The sequence below is a fragment of the Roseateles sp. GW821-FHT09H11 genome, assembly GCF_059415845.1.
The window spans coordinates 1,289,062-1,304,633 of the sequence record NZ_JBWKOA010000001.1; the positions used below are offsets into that span (position 1 = coordinate 1,289,062).

General features: G+C 71.6%; 12 protein-coding genes. 6 read left to right on the forward strand and 6 right to left on the reverse strand.

What is annotated here, in order from left to right:
- The 3 genes from AC07PR_RS05385 (at position 1) to AC07PR_RS05395 (ending at position 4,700) form a co-directional block, all read left to right on the forward strand.
- Positions 1 to 660 carry an ABC transporter ATP-binding protein gene (locus tag AC07PR_RS05385; protein ID WP_377155641.1) on the forward strand — a complete coding sequence of 220 codons (660 nt, stop codon included), beginning with the start codon at positions 1 to 3 and terminating at the stop codon, positions 658 to 660.
- Between the two features lie 102 nt (positions 661 to 762).
- Positions 763 to 3,417 (forward strand): FtsX-like permease family protein, encoded by a 2,655-nt coding sequence (locus tag AC07PR_RS05390; protein WP_495134632.1) that lies wholly within the window; start codon positions 763 to 765, stop codon positions 3,415 to 3,417.
- A 161-nt stretch (positions 3,418 to 3,578) separates the two neighbouring features.
- Complete coding sequence (locus tag AC07PR_RS05395) at positions 3,579 to 4,700, forward strand: lipocalin-like domain-containing protein (protein WP_495134633.1); 1,122 nt, start codon at positions 3,579 to 3,581, stop codon at positions 4,698 to 4,700.
- A 7-nt stretch (positions 4,701 to 4,707) separates the two neighbouring features.
- Here AC07PR_RS05395 and AC07PR_RS05400 read toward each other — a convergent pair whose 3' ends face one another.
- A complete protein-coding gene (locus AC07PR_RS05400) occupies positions 4,708 to 5,325 on the reverse strand; it encodes a GGDEF domain-containing protein (protein ID WP_495134634.1) in 618 nt (205 codons plus the stop codon).
- Between the two features lie 308 nt (positions 5,326 to 5,633).
- Here AC07PR_RS05400 and AC07PR_RS05405 point away from each other — a divergent pair, with 308 nt between their 5' ends.
- Both AC07PR_RS05405 and AC07PR_RS05410 read left to right on the forward strand, forming a co-directional pair.
- Positions 5,634 to 7,706: a sensor domain-containing diguanylate cyclase gene (locus AC07PR_RS05405; RefSeq protein WP_483105993.1), complete on the forward strand. Its 2,073-nt coding sequence runs from the start codon at positions 5,634 to 5,636 to the stop codon at positions 7,704 to 7,706.
- Positions 7,707 to 7,764: 58 nt separating this feature from the next.
- On the forward strand, positions 7,765 to 8,304 hold the full coding sequence (locus AC07PR_RS05410; RefSeq protein WP_377155645.1) for a GNAT family N-acetyltransferase: 540 nt from the start codon (positions 7,765 to 7,767) through the stop codon (positions 8,302 to 8,304).
- A 114-nt stretch (positions 8,305 to 8,418) separates the two neighbouring features.
- Here the strand turns inward: AC07PR_RS05410 and AC07PR_RS05415 are convergent, their stop codons facing one another.
- The gene (locus AC07PR_RS05415) at positions 8,419 to 9,021 is read right to left on the reverse strand and encodes a MarC family protein (RefSeq protein ID WP_495134635.1); all 603 of its coding nucleotides are present in this window, start codon (positions 9,019 to 9,021) and stop codon (positions 8,419 to 8,421) included.
- Positions 9,022 to 9,147: 126 nt separating this feature from the next.
- Here AC07PR_RS05415 and AC07PR_RS05420 point away from each other — a divergent pair, with 126 nt between their 5' ends.
- Positions 9,148 to 9,660, forward strand: coding sequence for an Lrp/AsnC family transcriptional regulator (locus AC07PR_RS05420; RefSeq protein WP_483105991.1), 513 nt, complete (start codon positions 9,148 to 9,150; stop codon positions 9,658 to 9,660).
- Here the strand turns inward: AC07PR_RS05420 and AC07PR_RS05425 are convergent.
- The 4 genes from AC07PR_RS05425 to AC07PR_RS05440 form a co-directional block, all read right to left on the reverse strand.
- Positions 9,653 to 11,773: a hypothetical protein gene (locus AC07PR_RS05425; RefSeq protein ID WP_495134636.1), complete on the reverse strand. Its 2,121-nt coding sequence runs from the start codon at positions 11,771 to 11,773 to the stop codon at positions 9,653 to 9,655. The genes AC07PR_RS05420 and AC07PR_RS05425 overlap by 8 nt on opposite strands.
- A 214-nt stretch (positions 11,774 to 11,987) precedes the next feature.
- Positions 11,988 to 12,956, reverse strand: a complete 969-nt coding sequence (gene xerD, locus AC07PR_RS05430) for a site-specific tyrosine recombinase XerD (protein WP_495134637.1) — start codon at positions 12,954 to 12,956, stop codon at positions 11,988 to 11,990.
- A gap of 113 nt (positions 12,957 to 13,069) precedes the next feature.
- Positions 13,070 to 14,665 (reverse strand): DegQ family serine endoprotease, encoded by a 1,596-nt coding sequence (locus AC07PR_RS05435; RefSeq protein ID WP_377155653.1) that lies wholly within the window; start codon positions 14,663 to 14,665, stop codon positions 13,070 to 13,072.
- Between the two features lie 131 nt (positions 14,666 to 14,796).
- On the reverse strand, positions 14,797 to 15,381 hold the full coding sequence (locus tag AC07PR_RS05440) for a hypothetical protein (RefSeq protein WP_495134638.1): 585 nt from the start codon (positions 15,379 to 15,381) through the stop codon (positions 14,797 to 14,799).
- Between the last annotated feature and the right edge of the window lie 191 nt (positions 15,382 to 15,572).

Sequence of the window (15,572 nt, forward strand, 5' to 3'; positions counted from 1 at the left end):
ATGGATGTCCCGCTCCTCACGGCCACCGGCCTGACCAAGCGCTACGGCGCGCAGACGCTGTTCGAGCACCTCTCTCTGACGCTGCAGCGCGGGGAAATGCTCGCGCTGCTCGGCGAATCCGGCAGCGGCAAGTCCACGCTGCTGAACGGCCTGGCCGCGCTGGAGCCGCTGGACCGGGGTCAGGTCGTGCTGCTGGGGCGCGACATCCTGTCGCTGGACGAATCCGGCCAGGCGCAGCTGCGCCGCGAGCAGCTGGGTTTCGTGTTCCAGGCCTTCCACGTGCTGCCGCATCTGAACGTCCACGACAACGTGGCCCTGCCCTTGCTGCTGCAGGGCAAGCCCGACGCGAAGCGCGTGGCCGAGATGCTCGACGCGGTCGGCCTCGCCGCGCAGGCCCGACACCTGCCGCGGCAGTTGTCCGGCGGACAGCTGCAGCGCGTCGCGATCGCCCGCGCGCTGGTGCACCGGCCCGTGCTGGTGCTGGCCGACGAGCCCACCGGCAACCTCGATCCCGCGCATGCGGATCAGGTCATGCGGTTGCTGCGCCAGCAGTTGCTCGAGCAGAACGCGGCCTGCCTGCTGGTGACGCACTCGGCGCACGCGGCGGAACACGCGGACCGGCGGTTGCGGCTCGAGAACGGGCACCTCGTCGAGGCATGAGCCCGCAATGAGCACGCAATGAACTCGCGACACCACCGAAGCCGGCGATGAGTCCGCGATGCCCCCGCCCTGCGCCCACGACGGGCCAACGATGAGCCGGCGATGAACGCGCGCGTGAACTCCTCCGCCGTCGCCGGCCTGCGCCGCGCCTGGGGCTGGTGGTGGCAGCTGTCGTGGCCGGCGCTGCGCCTGCAGTGGGGCCGCCAGCTCGCGGCGCTGCTGACAATCGCGCTGGGCCTGGCGCTGGCCGGCGCGGTGCACTGGATCAACGCGTCGGCGCTGGCGCAGTTCGAATCCGCCGCGCGCCAGAGCAGCGCGGTGGCCGATACCGAACTCAGCCCCGCGCCCGGCGCCGCGCCGCTGTCCGACCGCTACTTCGGCGAGCTCGCCGCGCGCGACGACATTGCCGCGATCGCGCCCCGGCTCGACGCCAGCATCCGGCTGCAGGGCCGCGACGGGTCCTGGCAGCGCGTGCGGCTGATCGGGCTGGACCTGGTGCAGCTCGGCGCCTTCCATCCGCAATGGTTCCCCAGATTGGACGGCGCTGACCTCGGCCGCGCGCTGCGCGAGCCGGCGCTGCTGGTCAGCGACGCGGCATGGTCGAAGCTGGGCTTCGACGTCACGGCGAACGCCGGTGCCGGCACGTCCGGAGCCCTCCCGGCCTCGGGGTCAGGTCTTGCCGCCCCCCCTGCGTCGCCCTCGCCCCTGCCCCGGACCCTGCGCGTCGACCTCCCGGACGAACCGGCCCCGCTCCCCGTCGCCGGCCGCGTGCCGGACCGCCAGCAGCCGCTGGTCATCGTCGACATCGCCTGGGCACAGCAGCTGCTGCACCGCCCCGGGCAGCTCGACGCGATCCTGCTGCGCATGGCGCCGGACCGCGCGGTGCCGACCGACTGGCCCGCCGGCGTCCAGGCCCATGCGCCCGAGGACCAGGCCCGCCAGCAGGCCGACGAGGCGCGCCGCCTCACGCGCGCCTACCGGCTCAATCTCGGCGTGCTGTCGCTGATGGCGCTCTTCGTCGGCGCGTTCATGGTCTTCGCGGTGCACAGCCTGTCGGTGGCGCAGCGGCTGCCGCAACTCGCACTGCTGGGCGTGCTCGGCATGAGCGCGCGTCAGCGGCTGGCGCTGCTGGTGTCGGAGGCGCTGGCGCTTGGCCTCGCCGGCGCGGTGCTGGGCCTGGGGCTGGCCGTCGCACTCGCCGAGCTGGGCCTGCACGCCCTCGGCGGCGATCTCGGCAGCGGGCTGACCGGGCTCAGCGGCGGACGGCCCGAGCTGCAACTCTCGGGCGCCTCGATTGCGGGCCTGCTCGCGCTGGGACCGCTGGTGAGCCTGGGCGCGGCCGCCCTGCCGCTGGCGCGGCTGCGCGGCCTGCCGGTCGCGCAGGTGCTCAAGGGACTCGGCAGCGGCGGCGATGCCGGCCGCTGGTGGTGGATGGGTCCGGTGCTGCTGGCCGCCGCCTTGCCGCTGACGTGGATGCGCCCCGTCTTCGGACTGCCGCTCGGGACCTACGCGGCGATGGTCGCGCTGCTGCTCGGCGCGCTGGGCACGGTGCCCTTCGTGCTGCGCGCGATCACGGGCCTGCTGCGCGGCTGGGCGGCGCGGCGCGCGCTGCCGCTGCTGGCCGTCGAACGCGCCCGCGACCAGGCGGGTGAAGCGGGCCGCCTGATCGCGGGCGTGCTGGTCGCGCTCGCACTCGCCGTGGCCATGCTGGTGATGGTCGCGAGCTTCCGGAATTCCCTGGACCAGTGGCTGAGCGACATGCTGCCCGCCGATCTCTACCTGCGCCAGACCGCCCGCGACAGCGCCCAGCAGGGCCAGCCGATGCCGCCGGGGCTGGCGGCGTCGGCGGCGGCGCTGCCGGGCGTCGAGCGCGTGGCGGCGCAGCGCACGCGCTCGATCGGGATCCGGGTGCGCGGCATGACCGGCGGCACGACGCTGCTGGCGCGGCCGCTCGATCACCGGCTGCCGCTGCAGGGCGAGGCCGCCACGCTGCCCGACGGCCTGCAGCCGGTCTACATCAACGAGGCGATGCGCGACGAGCTCCGCCTCGCCCCCGGCGACCGCTTCATGCTCCGGCTCGACGGACGGCAGCTGCCGGTCGGCGTGAAGGCGATCTGGCGCGACTACAGCCGCCAGAGCGGCGCCGTGCTGATGGCGCGAAGCGATTGGGAACGGCTCAGCGGCGACGCCGCGATCACCGAGCTCGCGCTGTGGCTGAAAGCCGGCGCCGATCCCATCGCCGTGCAGCAGGCGCTGCGCGACAGCTCCGGCGCGCCGGAGTCGCTGGAGATCGCCTCGGCCGGCGAGCTGCGGCGCTTCTCGCTCGCGATCTTCGACCGCAGCTTCGCGATCACCTACTGGCTGCAGGCGGTGGGGCTGGGGCTGGGCCTGTTCGGCGTGGCGGCCAGCCTGTCGGCGCAGCTGCTGGCACGGCGGCGCGAGTTCGGCCTGCTGCTGCACCTCGGCCTGACGCGCGCGATGCTGCGCCGGCTGGTGCTCGCCGAAACGCTGCTGCAGGCCCTGGCCGGCGCGGTCATGGGGCTGCTGGTCGGGCTGGCCATCAGCGCGGTGCTGGTGTTCCGGCTCAACCCGCAGAGTTTCCACTGGAGCATGGACTGGGCCATCCCCGGCTGGCGCGTCGCGGCGCTGCTGGTGGCCAGCCTGCTCGCCACCGGCGCCACCGCCGCGTGGGCCAGCGCGCGTGCGCTGCGCGCCGGCAGCGGCGAGGCGCTACGCGCCGTGCGGGAGGACTGGTGATGATCGGACGGCGCCCGCTGCTGGGCGGTTTCGGACTCTCTGCGCTGACCCTGGCGCCTCAGGCGTCGTTCGCCCAGGCGCGGAGGTCCGGCGCCGGCGCCGGGTCAGGGTCAGGGTCAGGGTCAGGGTCGGGGTCGGGGTCGACGTCGGCTTCGGAGCGCTTGTCCGCCGCACCGCTGCATTTCCCCCGCGACCACGGCGCGCATCCCGAGACGCGCGTCGAGTGGTGGTACGTGACGGGCGTGCTGTACACGGGTTCGGCCGCGGCCGCGCCGGCAGCCAGGATCGGCAAGGACGGCGAGGGCAGTCCCCGCCCGGACTTCGGTTTCCAGCTCACCTTCTTCCGGGTCCGGAACGATCTGAAGCGTCCGTTGCAGTCGGCGTTCGCGCCGGATCAGATGATGCTGGGCCATGCGGCGATCTCGGACCTGGGCCGGCAGCGCCTGCTGCACGACCAGCAAGTGCTGCGGCACGGTTTCGCGAACGCGCGGACCGAGATCGACGACACCCGCGTGCGCCTGGGCAACTGGCAGTTGCGTCGCGTGGACACCCCCGGCGGCGCCGGCGGTGTCGGCACTGCCGGCGGCCGCAGCCGATACGCGCTGCTGATGGCGAGCGAACAGGCCGGCTTCGCGCTCGAGCTGACGCTGGACGCGCCGCAGGCCCCGCTGCTGCAGGGCCGGGCCGGCTGGTCGCGCAAGGGACCGGGCGAGCAGCAGGCGAGCCGCTACGTCAGCGAGCCGCAGTTGTCGGGCACCGGCCGGCTCGCGCTGCGCGAGGGCGGCACGCACGGCACACGCGATGTGCGGGCCCGGGCCTGGCTGGATCACGAATGGAGCAACCAGTACCTTGGCCGTGGCGCCGACGCGGCGCCGGACCGCGCGGTCGGCTGGGACTGGCTGGGTTTGAACCTCGACGACGGCGCGTCGCTGACGCTGTTCCGGATGCGCGGGCAGGACGGCAAGGGGATCTGGACCGGCGGCAGCTGGCGCGCGGCGACGGGCGGCGCCATGGTCGACTTCGAGCAGCAGCTCCAGTTCGAGCCGCTGGCGTTCTGGAAGAGCCCGGTCAGCCTCGCGACCTATCCGGTCCGCTGGCGGATCCGCACGCCGCGCGGCGTGTTCCTGGTCGAGGCCGCGTACGCGTCGCAGGAGATCGACGCGCGCCGCAGCACGGGCTTCCCGTACTGGGAAGGCGTGGCGCGCGTGGCCGACGAGGCCGGCCGCACGCTGGGCTGGGGCTACCTGGAGATGACGGGCTACGCGGGACGGGTCCCGCTGTAGCACCGCGCTAGGCCGGTCGCGTGCCGCTGTAGCGGTTGCGCCCCGACGGGATCGCCGCGTAGGCGCGCACGCAGTTGCAGCCGGCGCTGCGGGCCAGCGCCAGCGCCTGCCGGGCCTGCTGCAGCAGTTGGTCCGCGCCCTGCTGCGGCTCGCGCCGCCAGTCCTGCCAATGGGCCAGGCCCAGGCTCGCGCTCAAGGGCAGCGCCTGCCCCTGCCAGCGGTAGTCGAGGGTGGCCACGCGGGCCCGCACCCGGTCGGCGGCGTCCAGCGCGCCCAGCGGATCGGTGCACGGCAGGTACGCGGCCCACACGCCACGCGGCAAGGGCAGCAACCAGTCCCCGCCGCGCAACTGTTGCCGCACAAGCTGGTCCAGGCGCTCATCCAATGCCTGGATGCAGTCCTCGCCATGCTGCTGCTGCAGTCGCGCCCAGGGGTCGAGTTCCAGCAGCATCAGCACGCCGTCGTGGCGGTGCCGCTGCGCACGGGCGGCCTCGCGTTTGAGGTCGTCCATCAACTGCGCCTCGTCGGCGGCGGCGATCCGCGCCGGAGGCTCGCGACGCGCCAGCCAGCGCCGCCGCAGGGAAGTCCACCAGGCCCCGGGGCCCCTGTCCGAGTCTTGAGCCATGCCGCCCACCTTCGCCGGAGATGAGGATCGATTGCAGCACAGGAGCAAGCCGCGCGCCGCCCCCTTGAGCGGGGGAGGATAGGCGCTTGCGCCACGGTGCGTCGCGTCAGTTGTAACGAATCCGGACGCGCCGCAGGGACGCGTGCGACCAGTCCGCGCCTGCTCTACAGTCAACGGCTGTGTCCAGCGCCCGCGGCCTTGCCGCCCTGCCCGTGCACGCCACACCAGAACAAGGTTCGCGAGATCCGGGAGACTCGCGGGATTCCACGTTCAATGAACCGGCCGCTCCGCCGCCCGGCGACCTGCCGATGCCGGCGGTCGTCGGCGCGCTGCTCGTGCTGCTGACCGGTCTGGCGCTGACGCTCAGCGCGATGCTGTGGAACCGCAACCGCGTCGTGGCCGAAGGGCATCGCGTCCTCGATGCCCAGATGGAGCGCCTGCAGCGCGACGTCGTCCAGCGCTTCATGCAACCGGTCTACGGCCTCAAGGGCGCGCGCGGGACGATCGCCGCGCTGCGTGGCCGGCTCGACCGCCACGCCTTCCGCGCCTATGTGCAGTCGCGCGATCTGGCGCGCGAATTTCCGGGAGTGCGCGGCTTCGGCTTCGTGCCGCGCGTGATGCGCGCCGATCTGCCCGCGTTCATCGCCGCCGAGCGGGCGGACGGCGCGCCGCAGTTCTCGGTGCGCGGTTTCGGCGACGCCGCGCCGGACCTCTTCGTCGTCGCCCACATCGAGCCGCTGTCGCAGAACTATCCGGCCTGGGGCTTCGACCTCGGGTCGGAATCGACCCGCCGCCGCGCCATCGAACAGGCGATCGCCACCGGCGAGGCCACGCTGTCCGCGCCGGTGCCGCTGGTGCAGGATCGGGCGCACGGACCCGGCATGCTGCTGCTGGTGCCGGTCTTCCGCGACGGCGCGGATCCGGTCACGCCCGACCAGCGTCGACAGTCCTTGCTGGGCATGCTCTACGCGCCGCTGGTGGCGCAGGAGATCCTGCACGGGCTCAAGGAGGGCCTGGCGGCGGCGCCGATGGACTTCCGGCTGCTGGTCGACGACCACGGCGCGACCGAGGACCTGCTGCTGGACTCGGTCACCGGCATCCAGCCCCTCGACACCCCGCCGACCGCGCGGGCCGGTTTCGACAACCGCGTCGTCGCGGTCGAGCGTCAGGTCGAGATCGCTGGCCGGGCCTTCCGCGTGGAGGCCGCGCTGACGACGGCCTATGAGCGCGACGTCATCGACGCCGCGGGCTGGGGGCCGGGGCTGCTGGGCCTGGTGCTGACGACGCTGCTGGCGGCGACGACCTACCTGCTGTCGGCCGGCCGCGCCCGCGCGCAGGCCCTGGCCGACACGATGACCGAGGACCTGCGCCGCCTGACGCTGGACCAGCAGGCGATGCTGGACACCGAGGTCATCGCCATGGCCAAGCTGCGCGGCCGTCGCATCGTGTGGAAGAACGGCGCGCTGGAGCGGCTCTTCGGCTACGGCAAGGACGGGATGCTCGGGCTGCCGGTGCGCGAGCTGTACGTCGACGAGGACACCTTCGCCGCGCTCGGCCAGAACGCCTATCCGGTGCTGCGGCGCGGCGGCCACTACCGCAGCCAGCAACAGATGCGGCGCAAGGATGGCAGCCTCGTCTGGGTGGACCTCAACGGCGTCGCGCTGCCCGGCGAGCGCGACGAGGAGACGACGCTCTGGATGATGGTCGACATCACGCAGAGCAAGGCCTACGAGGCCCGCGTCGAGCGCGCCGCCTTCCACGACGCGCTCACCGGCCTGCCCAATCGCGTGCTGCTCGCCGACCGGCTGCGCCAGTCGATGGCCGCGGCGCAACGGCAGCAGCAGTCAGTGGCCGTGGCCTACCTGGACCTGGACGGTTTCAAGGCCGTCAACGACGCGCACGGCCACGATGCGGGCGACGAGGTGCTGAAGGCCGTGGCGCAGCGGCTCGCGGAGACGATCCGCGCCACCGACACGGCCGCGCGGCTCGGCGGCGACGAGTTCGTCGTGCTGCTGACGCCCCTGCCCTCGCCCGAGGCCAGCCGCGTCACCTGCGAGCGGCTGCTGCGCGCGATCCTGGAACCGGTACGGCTCTCCTCGGGCGCGACGGTGCAGGTGGGCAGCAGCATCGGCGTCGCGCACTACCCGCTCGACGGTGTCGACGCCGAGGTGCTGATGAGCCGCGCGGACCAGACGATGTTCGAATCCAAGCGCGCCGGACGTTGCCGGATCCGCTGGCTCAACGGGGCGCTGCCGCCGGACGAGATCGATCTGTCGGCGCTGCGCCAGCCTTCGGAGCTGCCATCGGCCGGCACTTCGGCGGAGACATCACCCGCGACCGATCCGCAGCGTCTGCGGGGTGACCGGAGCCATGCGCGCTGAGCCGCCGTACAGTCGGGCGATGACCTGCCTGACCACCGCCCGCCTCCGCCTGGAACCGATGACCGACGCCCACCTGCAGGGCCTGTTCGAGATGAACCGCGACCCCGAGGTGATGCGCTACATCACCGGCAAGCCCGACACGCTCGAGGACACGCAGGCCATGATCGACCGGGTCAAGGCGCGCTGGGCCGAGTGGGGCTTCAGCTGGTGGACCTTCTTCGAGATCGGGACCGGCGAGATCGTCGGCGCCGGCTGCATCCAGCATTTGCGCGGCGACAAGGCCAACCCGCACGAGATCGGCTGGCGCCTGCGCCGCGACCGCTGGAGCCTGGGTTACGGCTCGGAGGCGGCGCGCCGGATGGCGGCCTTCGCGTTCGACACGCTGCAGGCGCCCGAGCTCGTCGCGGTCTGCGAGCCGGCGAACGAGGGCTCGGCCCACATCATGAAGAAGCTCGGCATGAGTTACCGCGAGCTGCAGCGCTGGCACGACGCGGACATCGCGGTCTACGGCATGACGGCGGACGAATGGCGCCGCTCGCCGGCGGCGGCCAAGGCGGCGCAAGAGATGTCCGCCACAACGCTGGCTCCCCGCGGCTGACGCGGCGCCGGTTTGGGATGCGCCGCTAGGCGCAAACCGGAGCCATAGCAGCGCTATGGCGAGGATTTGCAACGACGCGGCGCGCCCAAAGCGGTGCTGCGTCAGTCGTGGGGATCAGAGGCCGCCGAGGAAGTAGCGTTTCAGGCCGGACAGGATCATCTCGACCGCGATGGCGGTCAGCACCAGGCCCATCAACTTCTCGATCGCCGAGACGACCGAGTCGCCGAGCAGCTTGCGGATCCGGTCCGCCAGGATCAGCGCGAGGAACGAGATCACCATCGCCGTGAACAGCGCGCCGATCCATTCGGCCACGCGGTCCGGCTGGCGCGAGGCCAGCAGCAGCACCGTCGCCATCGCCGACGGGCCGGCCAGCAGCGGCACGGCCAGCGGGAAGATGAACGGCTCGCGGCCGGTCTCCACGCCGTAGGCGGACTCGCCGGCGTGGCTGAAGATCATCCGGATCGCGATGATGATCAGGATCACGCCGCCGGCCACCTCGAGCGAACGCTCGGACAGGTGCATCAGCCGCAGGAAGCCCTCGCCCAGGAACATGAAGGCCAGCAGCACGCCGAAGGCGATGGTCACTTCGCGCAGCGCGACCTTGAGCCGGCGCTCGCGCGGCACGGCCCGCATGATGGGGATGAAGATCGGCAGGCTGCCCAGTGGGTCGAGCACCAGCAGCAGCAGGATGAGGGCGGAGAGAAAACTGTGATCCATGGGGTGGGATTCTCGCCGATGGCGACCTGCGGGCGACTGGGCGTTGGCGCGCCGCCACGCACGCTTCGTTCATCCGACTCCATAGAATCGCAAGGATTCCTCGCCCTGACCCCGATGATGAACAAGATGAACGACAGGATGGACAAGAAGACCGCCCCTGCCCGGCCCACCGGTCCGGTCGTGCTGGATGCGATCGACCTGCGGATCCTGGAGGCGCTGCAGCGCGACGGCCGGATGTCCAACGTCGATCTGGCGACTCAGGTCCACCTGTCGGCGCCGCAGTGCTTCCGCCGCGTGCGCGCGCTGGAGGAACGCGGCGTGCTGCGCGGCTACCGCGCCGATGTCGCCCCGCTCGCGCTGGGGCTGAGCGTCACCGCCTACGTCAGCCTGAACATCACCGCGCAGGCCTTCGTCCGCGTGCGGGAGATCGAGTCGCTGATCCGCGACTTCCCCGAGATCCTGGAGTGCCACACCGTGTCGGGGGACTCGGACTACCTGTTGAAGGTGGTCGCGCGGGACCTGCAGGCGCTGTCCAAGTTCCTGACCGACAAGCTGATGCAGCTGGACGGCGTCGCCGACGTGCGCTCGATGATCTGCCTGGAGGAGATCAAGCCGCCGGCGGGGCTGCCGGTCAAGTAGGCGCGTTCTGCTTCGACGGCACGGCGAATTCCAGGGCCGCGATCGCGTAGTTCAACGCTTCATGCTTGCGCTGGGCCACTCGATACTCCGCGCTCACGCCGCTGGGGTCGCGCGATGCGGGGACGCCTGACGCGGGGTCGGCCAAGCGGATCATCTCCCGCAGTCGGTCATCGCGCGCGGCCTTGATCGCCGGCAGCTGACCGCCATCGTCATGGAACGCATCGATGAGTCGCAGCCGCATCGGCGGCGTCAATTCATTGAATGCTCGACCAGCGGCCTTGGAGAGGTTCCGGGCAATGAATTCGGCCTCCCCGACACCGCTACCGCCGGCACCGGTCGCTTCGAGCTTCTGATGCACGTGACGGAGCTGGTCGACGACCAGCATCATCCGGTCCGCGATCTGATCCGCCAATCGGGCCTCCCCATTGCGGAACGGCAGGAGGCGCTTCAACTTCTGAGCAATGCCCAGGGAACTGTCGATCTCCCGGAACAGCGCTCCCATCGAATTCTGAAGGGGTCGTTCGCGCGAGGTCGCCAGCAGGTTGGCTTCGCTGGCCGCGCGCGCCTGCGTCAGTGCCAGCGCCAGCGTGGTCGCCGCTTCAGCATTCCTCGAGGTCTGCAGAAGGTCCGGGGCGGAAGCGGACCGCGGCAGCGCGGCGAACGCCTTCGGCAGACGGGCCATGGCGTCCATGATCTTGCGTTCCTTCAGGTCGGCAGCTTTGCGATCGTCGACCTCGGGATCATGGGTGGCCACTGCCGGCAACTGGGCGAACATTCGGTGGACCTCGGCGTTCGTGATCGCCGGGGTGGGCATCAAGGGCCGATGCAAAGCGGTGTTGGCGGGAATCGGCTCGTCCAGCAGCGATGACTCGGCCCCGGACATCGGTGCCGATGCCGGTGCGGGCACAGGTGCAGGTGCAGGTGCAGGTGCAGGTGCAGGTGCAGGTGCACGTGCAGGTGCAGGTGCAGGTGCAGGTGCGGGTGCGGGTGCGGGTGCGGGTGCGGGTGCGGGTGCGGGCGCAGGTGCAGGTGCAGGCATGGGTGCGGGCGCAGGTGCCTGTGCCGGTGCTGGCAGTGCGGCTGCAGGTGCGGGTGCAGGTGCTTGCGCGTACACGCGCTCGCAGGCCTGGCTGAGCTGACGATCCAGCCCTTGCGCAAAGGCCTCGCCATGCCGGTCCCGCGCCTCCTGAATGAATCGGCGCTGCTCTTGCTGGAAGTGTTCCAGGCTGGGCCCTGGCTGCTGCAGCTCATCCGCCTCCTGGCGGTGGCGATCCAGCGATTCCATCTGGTTCATCAGCGTGATCGCCGCACCGGAAGCCGTCGCGCCGTCCGCGCAGATCACCGCCAGGCCGCTGACGTCGCCGAGCGTCTCCTGCCTCGTCGCGACGGCGTCGCGAGCGCGGGCCACGTCCAGCTGAAACGCCTCCGGATCCCGCGGCTGGGCCTGCACGTCATGCATGCGCATCAGCCGCGACTCCACGGGCTCCCCGGGGAGCTGGATGTCCACCTGCAACAGCCAACTGCCGTCCGGTTCCATGCCGTCCAGGCGATACGCACTCGCGCGCGCTTCGCCGCCGTCGTCGGTCTGCAGGCTGCAGACGATCGACTGCCCCGGATGCTTGAGTTGCTCGAAGAATGGAGAGATCGGCTCACCAGGCCCCGGATGCAGCAGCATCACATCGGACACGTCCTGTTCGTCCAGGGCCTGCAGCACGCCGAGGAAGGCATGGGGATCGATGGGCGTCGGCGGCGACGACGGGGCAGGCACTGTCGCCGCGCGTGCCGGTGAAGCGGCGCGCTGGAGGTCCGGGCCGGCTTGCGGCGCCGGGCCGCTGCGCACAGGAGCGCCGGACTGCGGTTGCGGCGGTCGCGGCGCGCTGGGTGCCGGCGCGGGGTACGGCACGTACCGGATCGGGGCACCAAAGGCCGCGGGAGGCGCCGCGGCTTGCAGGACGGGCGGCATGTACCGGGAGATCTCGTGCAGCGCCGCATTCAGGATCGGCGCGATCACGCCGTGCAGCGGATGGCCGACCGCGCAGGCCGCCAACGGCAGCAGGTGGGCCACATGGACCCCGTGCGCCACGGGCGGCCACACGGACGCGACGCCCGCCATCGAGGCTCCACCGAACGACGGCGCATGCATGGCGCCGCCCCAGCCGACAGCGGAGGCGAAGGAGGAATGGAAGAGCGTGTTTTCGAACATGGGGCGGGAGAATCGCGCGGGGCAAGGCCTCGAAACGGGCCTGGCCAACGATCCAGGGAAGCGTGGATAGCCGTTTGGTGCGGTCACCGTCCAACACGGTTCGGCGCGCCCCGCCCGCGCTCCCTCATCCCCTCGGGTGATGCGCCGCGTGCAAGGCCTTGAGGCGCTCCCGCGCCACATGCGTGTAGATCTGCGTGGTCGACAGGTCCGCATGGCCCAGCAACAGCTGGACCGCCCGCAGATCCGCGCCATGGTTGAGCAGGTGGGTGGCAAATGCATGCCGCAGCGTGTGTGGCGAGATCGGGCTCGTGATCCCCGCGATGAGCGCGTACTTCTTGACGATGCGCCAGAAGCTCTCCCGCGTCATGGCCTGGCCGAAGCGGCTGAGGAAGAGGTCGTCGGTGCCGCGCATGCCGAGCAGCTGCGGCCGCCCTTCCCGCAGATAGCGCATCAGCCAGGTGTGCGCCTCCTCGCCGAACGGCACCATCCGTTCCTTGTCGCCCTTGCCGGTCACGCGCAGCACGGCCTCGCGCAGCCCCACATGCACGCTCTTGAGCGTCACCAGCTCGGTCACGCGCAGCCCGCTGGCGTACATCAGCTCCAGCATCGCCCGGTCGCGCAGGCCCTGCGCGGTGCCCACGTCGGGCGCGTCGAGCAGCGCCTCGACCTGCTGCTGCGACAGCGTCTTGGGCACGCGCATCGGCTGCTTGGCGGTGATCAGCTTGAGCGTGGGGTCGCGCTCGATGCGGCGCTCGCGCAGCGCCCAGCGGAAATAGCGCTTGAAGACGGACAGCCGCCGGTTCGCCGAACTGGCCTTGCCGCCGTCATGCCGCGCGGCGGCGTAGCCCATCAGGTCGAGTTCCTCGACCTGGTCGAGCGTCCGGTCCCGTTGCGTGGCCAGCCAGTCGGCAAGCAGCTGCAGGTCGCGCCGGTAGGCCAACTGCGTGTTGCGCGACAGGCCTTCCTCGATCCAGAGCGATTCGATGAAGGCATCGACGGCCCGGCCGCTGCGCTCGCGCGCGGCGGAAGGAGCGAGAGGTTCGGTGCTGGAAGACGACGAGGAGGGGGACGACGGGGAGGGCGACGACGACATGCCGCGCATGATGCGCGAAAAAAAAGGGCCCGCGCCACCACGCGCGGGCCCTACGGAGCAACCGCCACAGGCAGCGGTTGGTTGGGGACCGGGAAAGAGGGAGACGCCGCGCGTCAGCCGATGCGCACCGGCACGAAGATCTTGTCGCCGCCGCGCTGCACCAGCAGGGCGACCGACTTCTCCGCGCCCTTGACCGCGCTGCGGACCTGATCGAGCGATTGCACCGGCGTGCCGTTGACCGCCAGCAGCACGTCGCCGGGACGCACGCCGGCACGCGCCGCGGCGCTGCCCTCGCCCACTTCCTGGATCAGCAGGCCGTCGCGGGTGCCGAGCTGGCGGCGCTCCTCGGGCTGCAGCGGACGCAGGGCCAGGCCCAGCTTGGCGTGATCGGCGTCCGCATCGCCGCCGCCGACCTTGGCCAGCTTGGCGCCCTTCTCGTTCGCATCGCCGAGGGTGGCGGTGATCGTTTCGCGCTTGCCGCCGCGCCAGACCTCGATGTCGACCTTGTCGCCGGGCAGCGACTGGTCCACCAGCGCCGGGAGATCTCCGCTGGACACGATGCGCTGCCCCTTGAAACCGAGGATCACGTCGCCCGAGCGCAGGCCGGCCTTGGCGGCCGGGCCGTCATCCTCGACGTTGGCGACCAGCGCGCCCTCCGGGCGGTCCAGCTTGAAGGAGTCGGCGAAGCCCTGGTTGACCTCCTGCACCATCACGCCGAGCTTGGCGTGCTGCACCTTGCCGCCCTTCTCGATCTGCTGGCGGACCTTGTTGGCGACCTCGACCGGGATGGCGAACGACAGGCCCTGGTAGCCGCCCGACGCGCTGTAGATCTGCGAGTTGATGCCGACCACCTCGCCCCGCGCGTTGAACAGCGGGCCGCCGGAGTTGCCGGGGTTGATCGCGACGTCCGTCTGCAAGAACGGCACGCGGCTCTCGTCCGGACCCAGCGAGCGGCCCTTGGCGCTGATCACGCCGGCGCTGACGCTGTTCTCGAAACCGAACGGCGAGCCGATCGCCAGCACCCATTCGCCCACGCGCAGGTCCTTGGTCGCGCCCAGGCGGACGGTCGGCAGGTTCTTGGCTTCGATCTTCAGGACGGCGACGTCGGTCGACTTGTCGCTGCCCAGGACCTTGGCGCGGTACTCGCGACGGTCGGTCAGCTTGACGACCACTTCCTGCGCGTCCTGCACGACGTGGGCATTGGTCAGGATCACGCCGTCGGCGCTGACGATGAAGCCGGAGCCCTGGCCACGGATCTCGCGACTGCCGCCGCCTTCACCGCCGCCGTTGGGGCCGCCGGGCATGCCGGGCACGCCGAAGCGGCGGAAGAATTCGTAGAAGGGATCGTCGGGATCGATCTGCGGCGCACGCGCGGCCCGCGTCTTGACCGTGCCCGACACGCTGATGTTGACAACCGCCGGGCCCTGCGCCGCGGCGATCTGCGCGAAGTCGGGCATGCCCGCGGGCGGCGGCGTGAAGTTCCCGGCCGGCGCGGCGGCATTCGCCAGCGGCGTCGTGGCCGCGGCCACCTGGGTGTCGCCGTTCGACGCCGAGACACCGTCGGTCGACGCCGGCGCCGAGGTCTGCGCGACCGGCATCAGCTTCGCGTTGCGCATCGCGAGCGCACCGCCCGCGGCCCCCAGCACGCCAGCCGCGGCCAGCGCCCACACGAGTTTCTTCACCGGAATCATCTTCTCCACTTGAGCCATCTGAACCTCCAGATTCACTGGGAGTCGGCGACCAGTGCGGGACGCCTTGGCGCCGACTCGATGGCTTGAAGTTTGAGCAGCTTGGCTTAGGTCGCTCTTAATCCGCGGCAGGCGCCCTTCCGGTGCCGTTTTCAGCGGCCCGTCGACGATGCCGTGTCGCGCATGGCGCCGAGCACCTGCAGCGTGACCAGCAGCCGCTCGTTGCCCCGCCAGCACGCGTTCTGCTCGGTGATCCCGGCGCACAGCTGCTCATGGCGTTTCAGCGTGTCCTGGAACGAGCCGTCGCCGCCGCTCACGCGTCGGGCCCATCGGCGTCGACCCGCGTCGTCCAGGCCGTCGAAGGCGGCCTGCATCCAGTCCCCGCAGAGCCTGGCGCCGACCTCGCGTCGCCGAGCGGGTGCCCAGTGTTTGGGCAGCTCATCGAGCACGGGCGCGACCAGCGACATCGCCAGCGGCTCCACGGCCCTGTGCTTCGGCCCGAAGACCCGCCGCAACCAGCCTTTCACCCCGGTGGGCGCCGTCATGCGCGCCGTGAGGCTGCGGATGGCGGTCTGGCGCCAGGGCGTCAGCAACCGGGCCGTCCACGCCGTGTCCTCAGCTTCCTGCGCTTTCTGCGCTTCCTGCCGCGACGTGCAAGCGCGCGGAACCGCCGCCAGAGTCGTCGGCCCCACGGCCACCGGCGTGTCGTGCGGCGGCGAGGCCCGGGGGGTGCTCAACTGGGACTTGCGCAGGCTCGCGCCCCTCGGACGAGGCCGCGCGGGTGCGTTGGCGTCATGGCCGCGCGGGCGCTCGCCGCCGGGCGCGATCCGACCATGCGGGTCAGGCGTTTGGGACGTTCGGGACGTTCGGGACGTTCGGGACGTTCGGGACGTTCGGGACGTTTGGGGCGTTTCGGCTGCGGGCCAGG

Coding starts and splice junctions, on each gene's coding strand:
- AC07PR_RS05425 (WP_495134636.1), bottom strand. CDS start 11,773: ATGGCGGGCGTCGCGTCCGTGTGGCCGCCCGTGGCGCACGGGGTCCAT.
- xerD (WP_495134637.1), bottom strand. CDS start 12,956: ATGTCGTCGTCGCCCTCCCCGTCGTCCCCCTCCTCGTCGTCTTCCAGC.
- AC07PR_RS05400 (WP_495134634.1), bottom strand. CDS start 5,325: ATGGCTCAAGACTCGGACAGGGGCCCCGGGGCCTGGTGGACTTCCCTG.
- AC07PR_RS05410 (WP_377155645.1), top strand. CDS start 7,765: ATGACCGACGCCCACCTGCAGGGCCTGTTCGAGATGAACCGCGACCCC.
- AC07PR_RS05435 (WP_377155653.1), bottom strand. CDS start 14,665: ATGGCTCAAGTGGAGAAGATGATTCCGGTGAAGAAACTCGTGTGGGCG.
- AC07PR_RS05390 (WP_495134632.1), top strand. CDS start 763: ATGAACGCGCGCGTGAACTCCTCCGCCGTCGCCGGCCTGCGCCGCGCC.
- AC07PR_RS05415 (WP_495134635.1), bottom strand. CDS start 9,021: ATGGATCACAGTTTTCTCTCCGCCCTCATCCTGCTGCTGCTGGTGCTC.
- AC07PR_RS05405 (WP_483105993.1), top strand. CDS start 5,634: ATGCCGGCGGTCGTCGGCGCGCTGCTCGTGCTGCTGACCGGTCTGGCG.
- AC07PR_RS05420 (WP_483105991.1), top strand. CDS start 9,148: ATGAACGACAGGATGGACAAGAAGACCGCCCCTGCCCGGCCCACCGGT.
- AC07PR_RS05385 (WP_377155641.1), top strand. CDS start 1: ATGGATGTCCCGCTCCTCACGGCCACCGGCCTGACCAAGCGCTACGGC.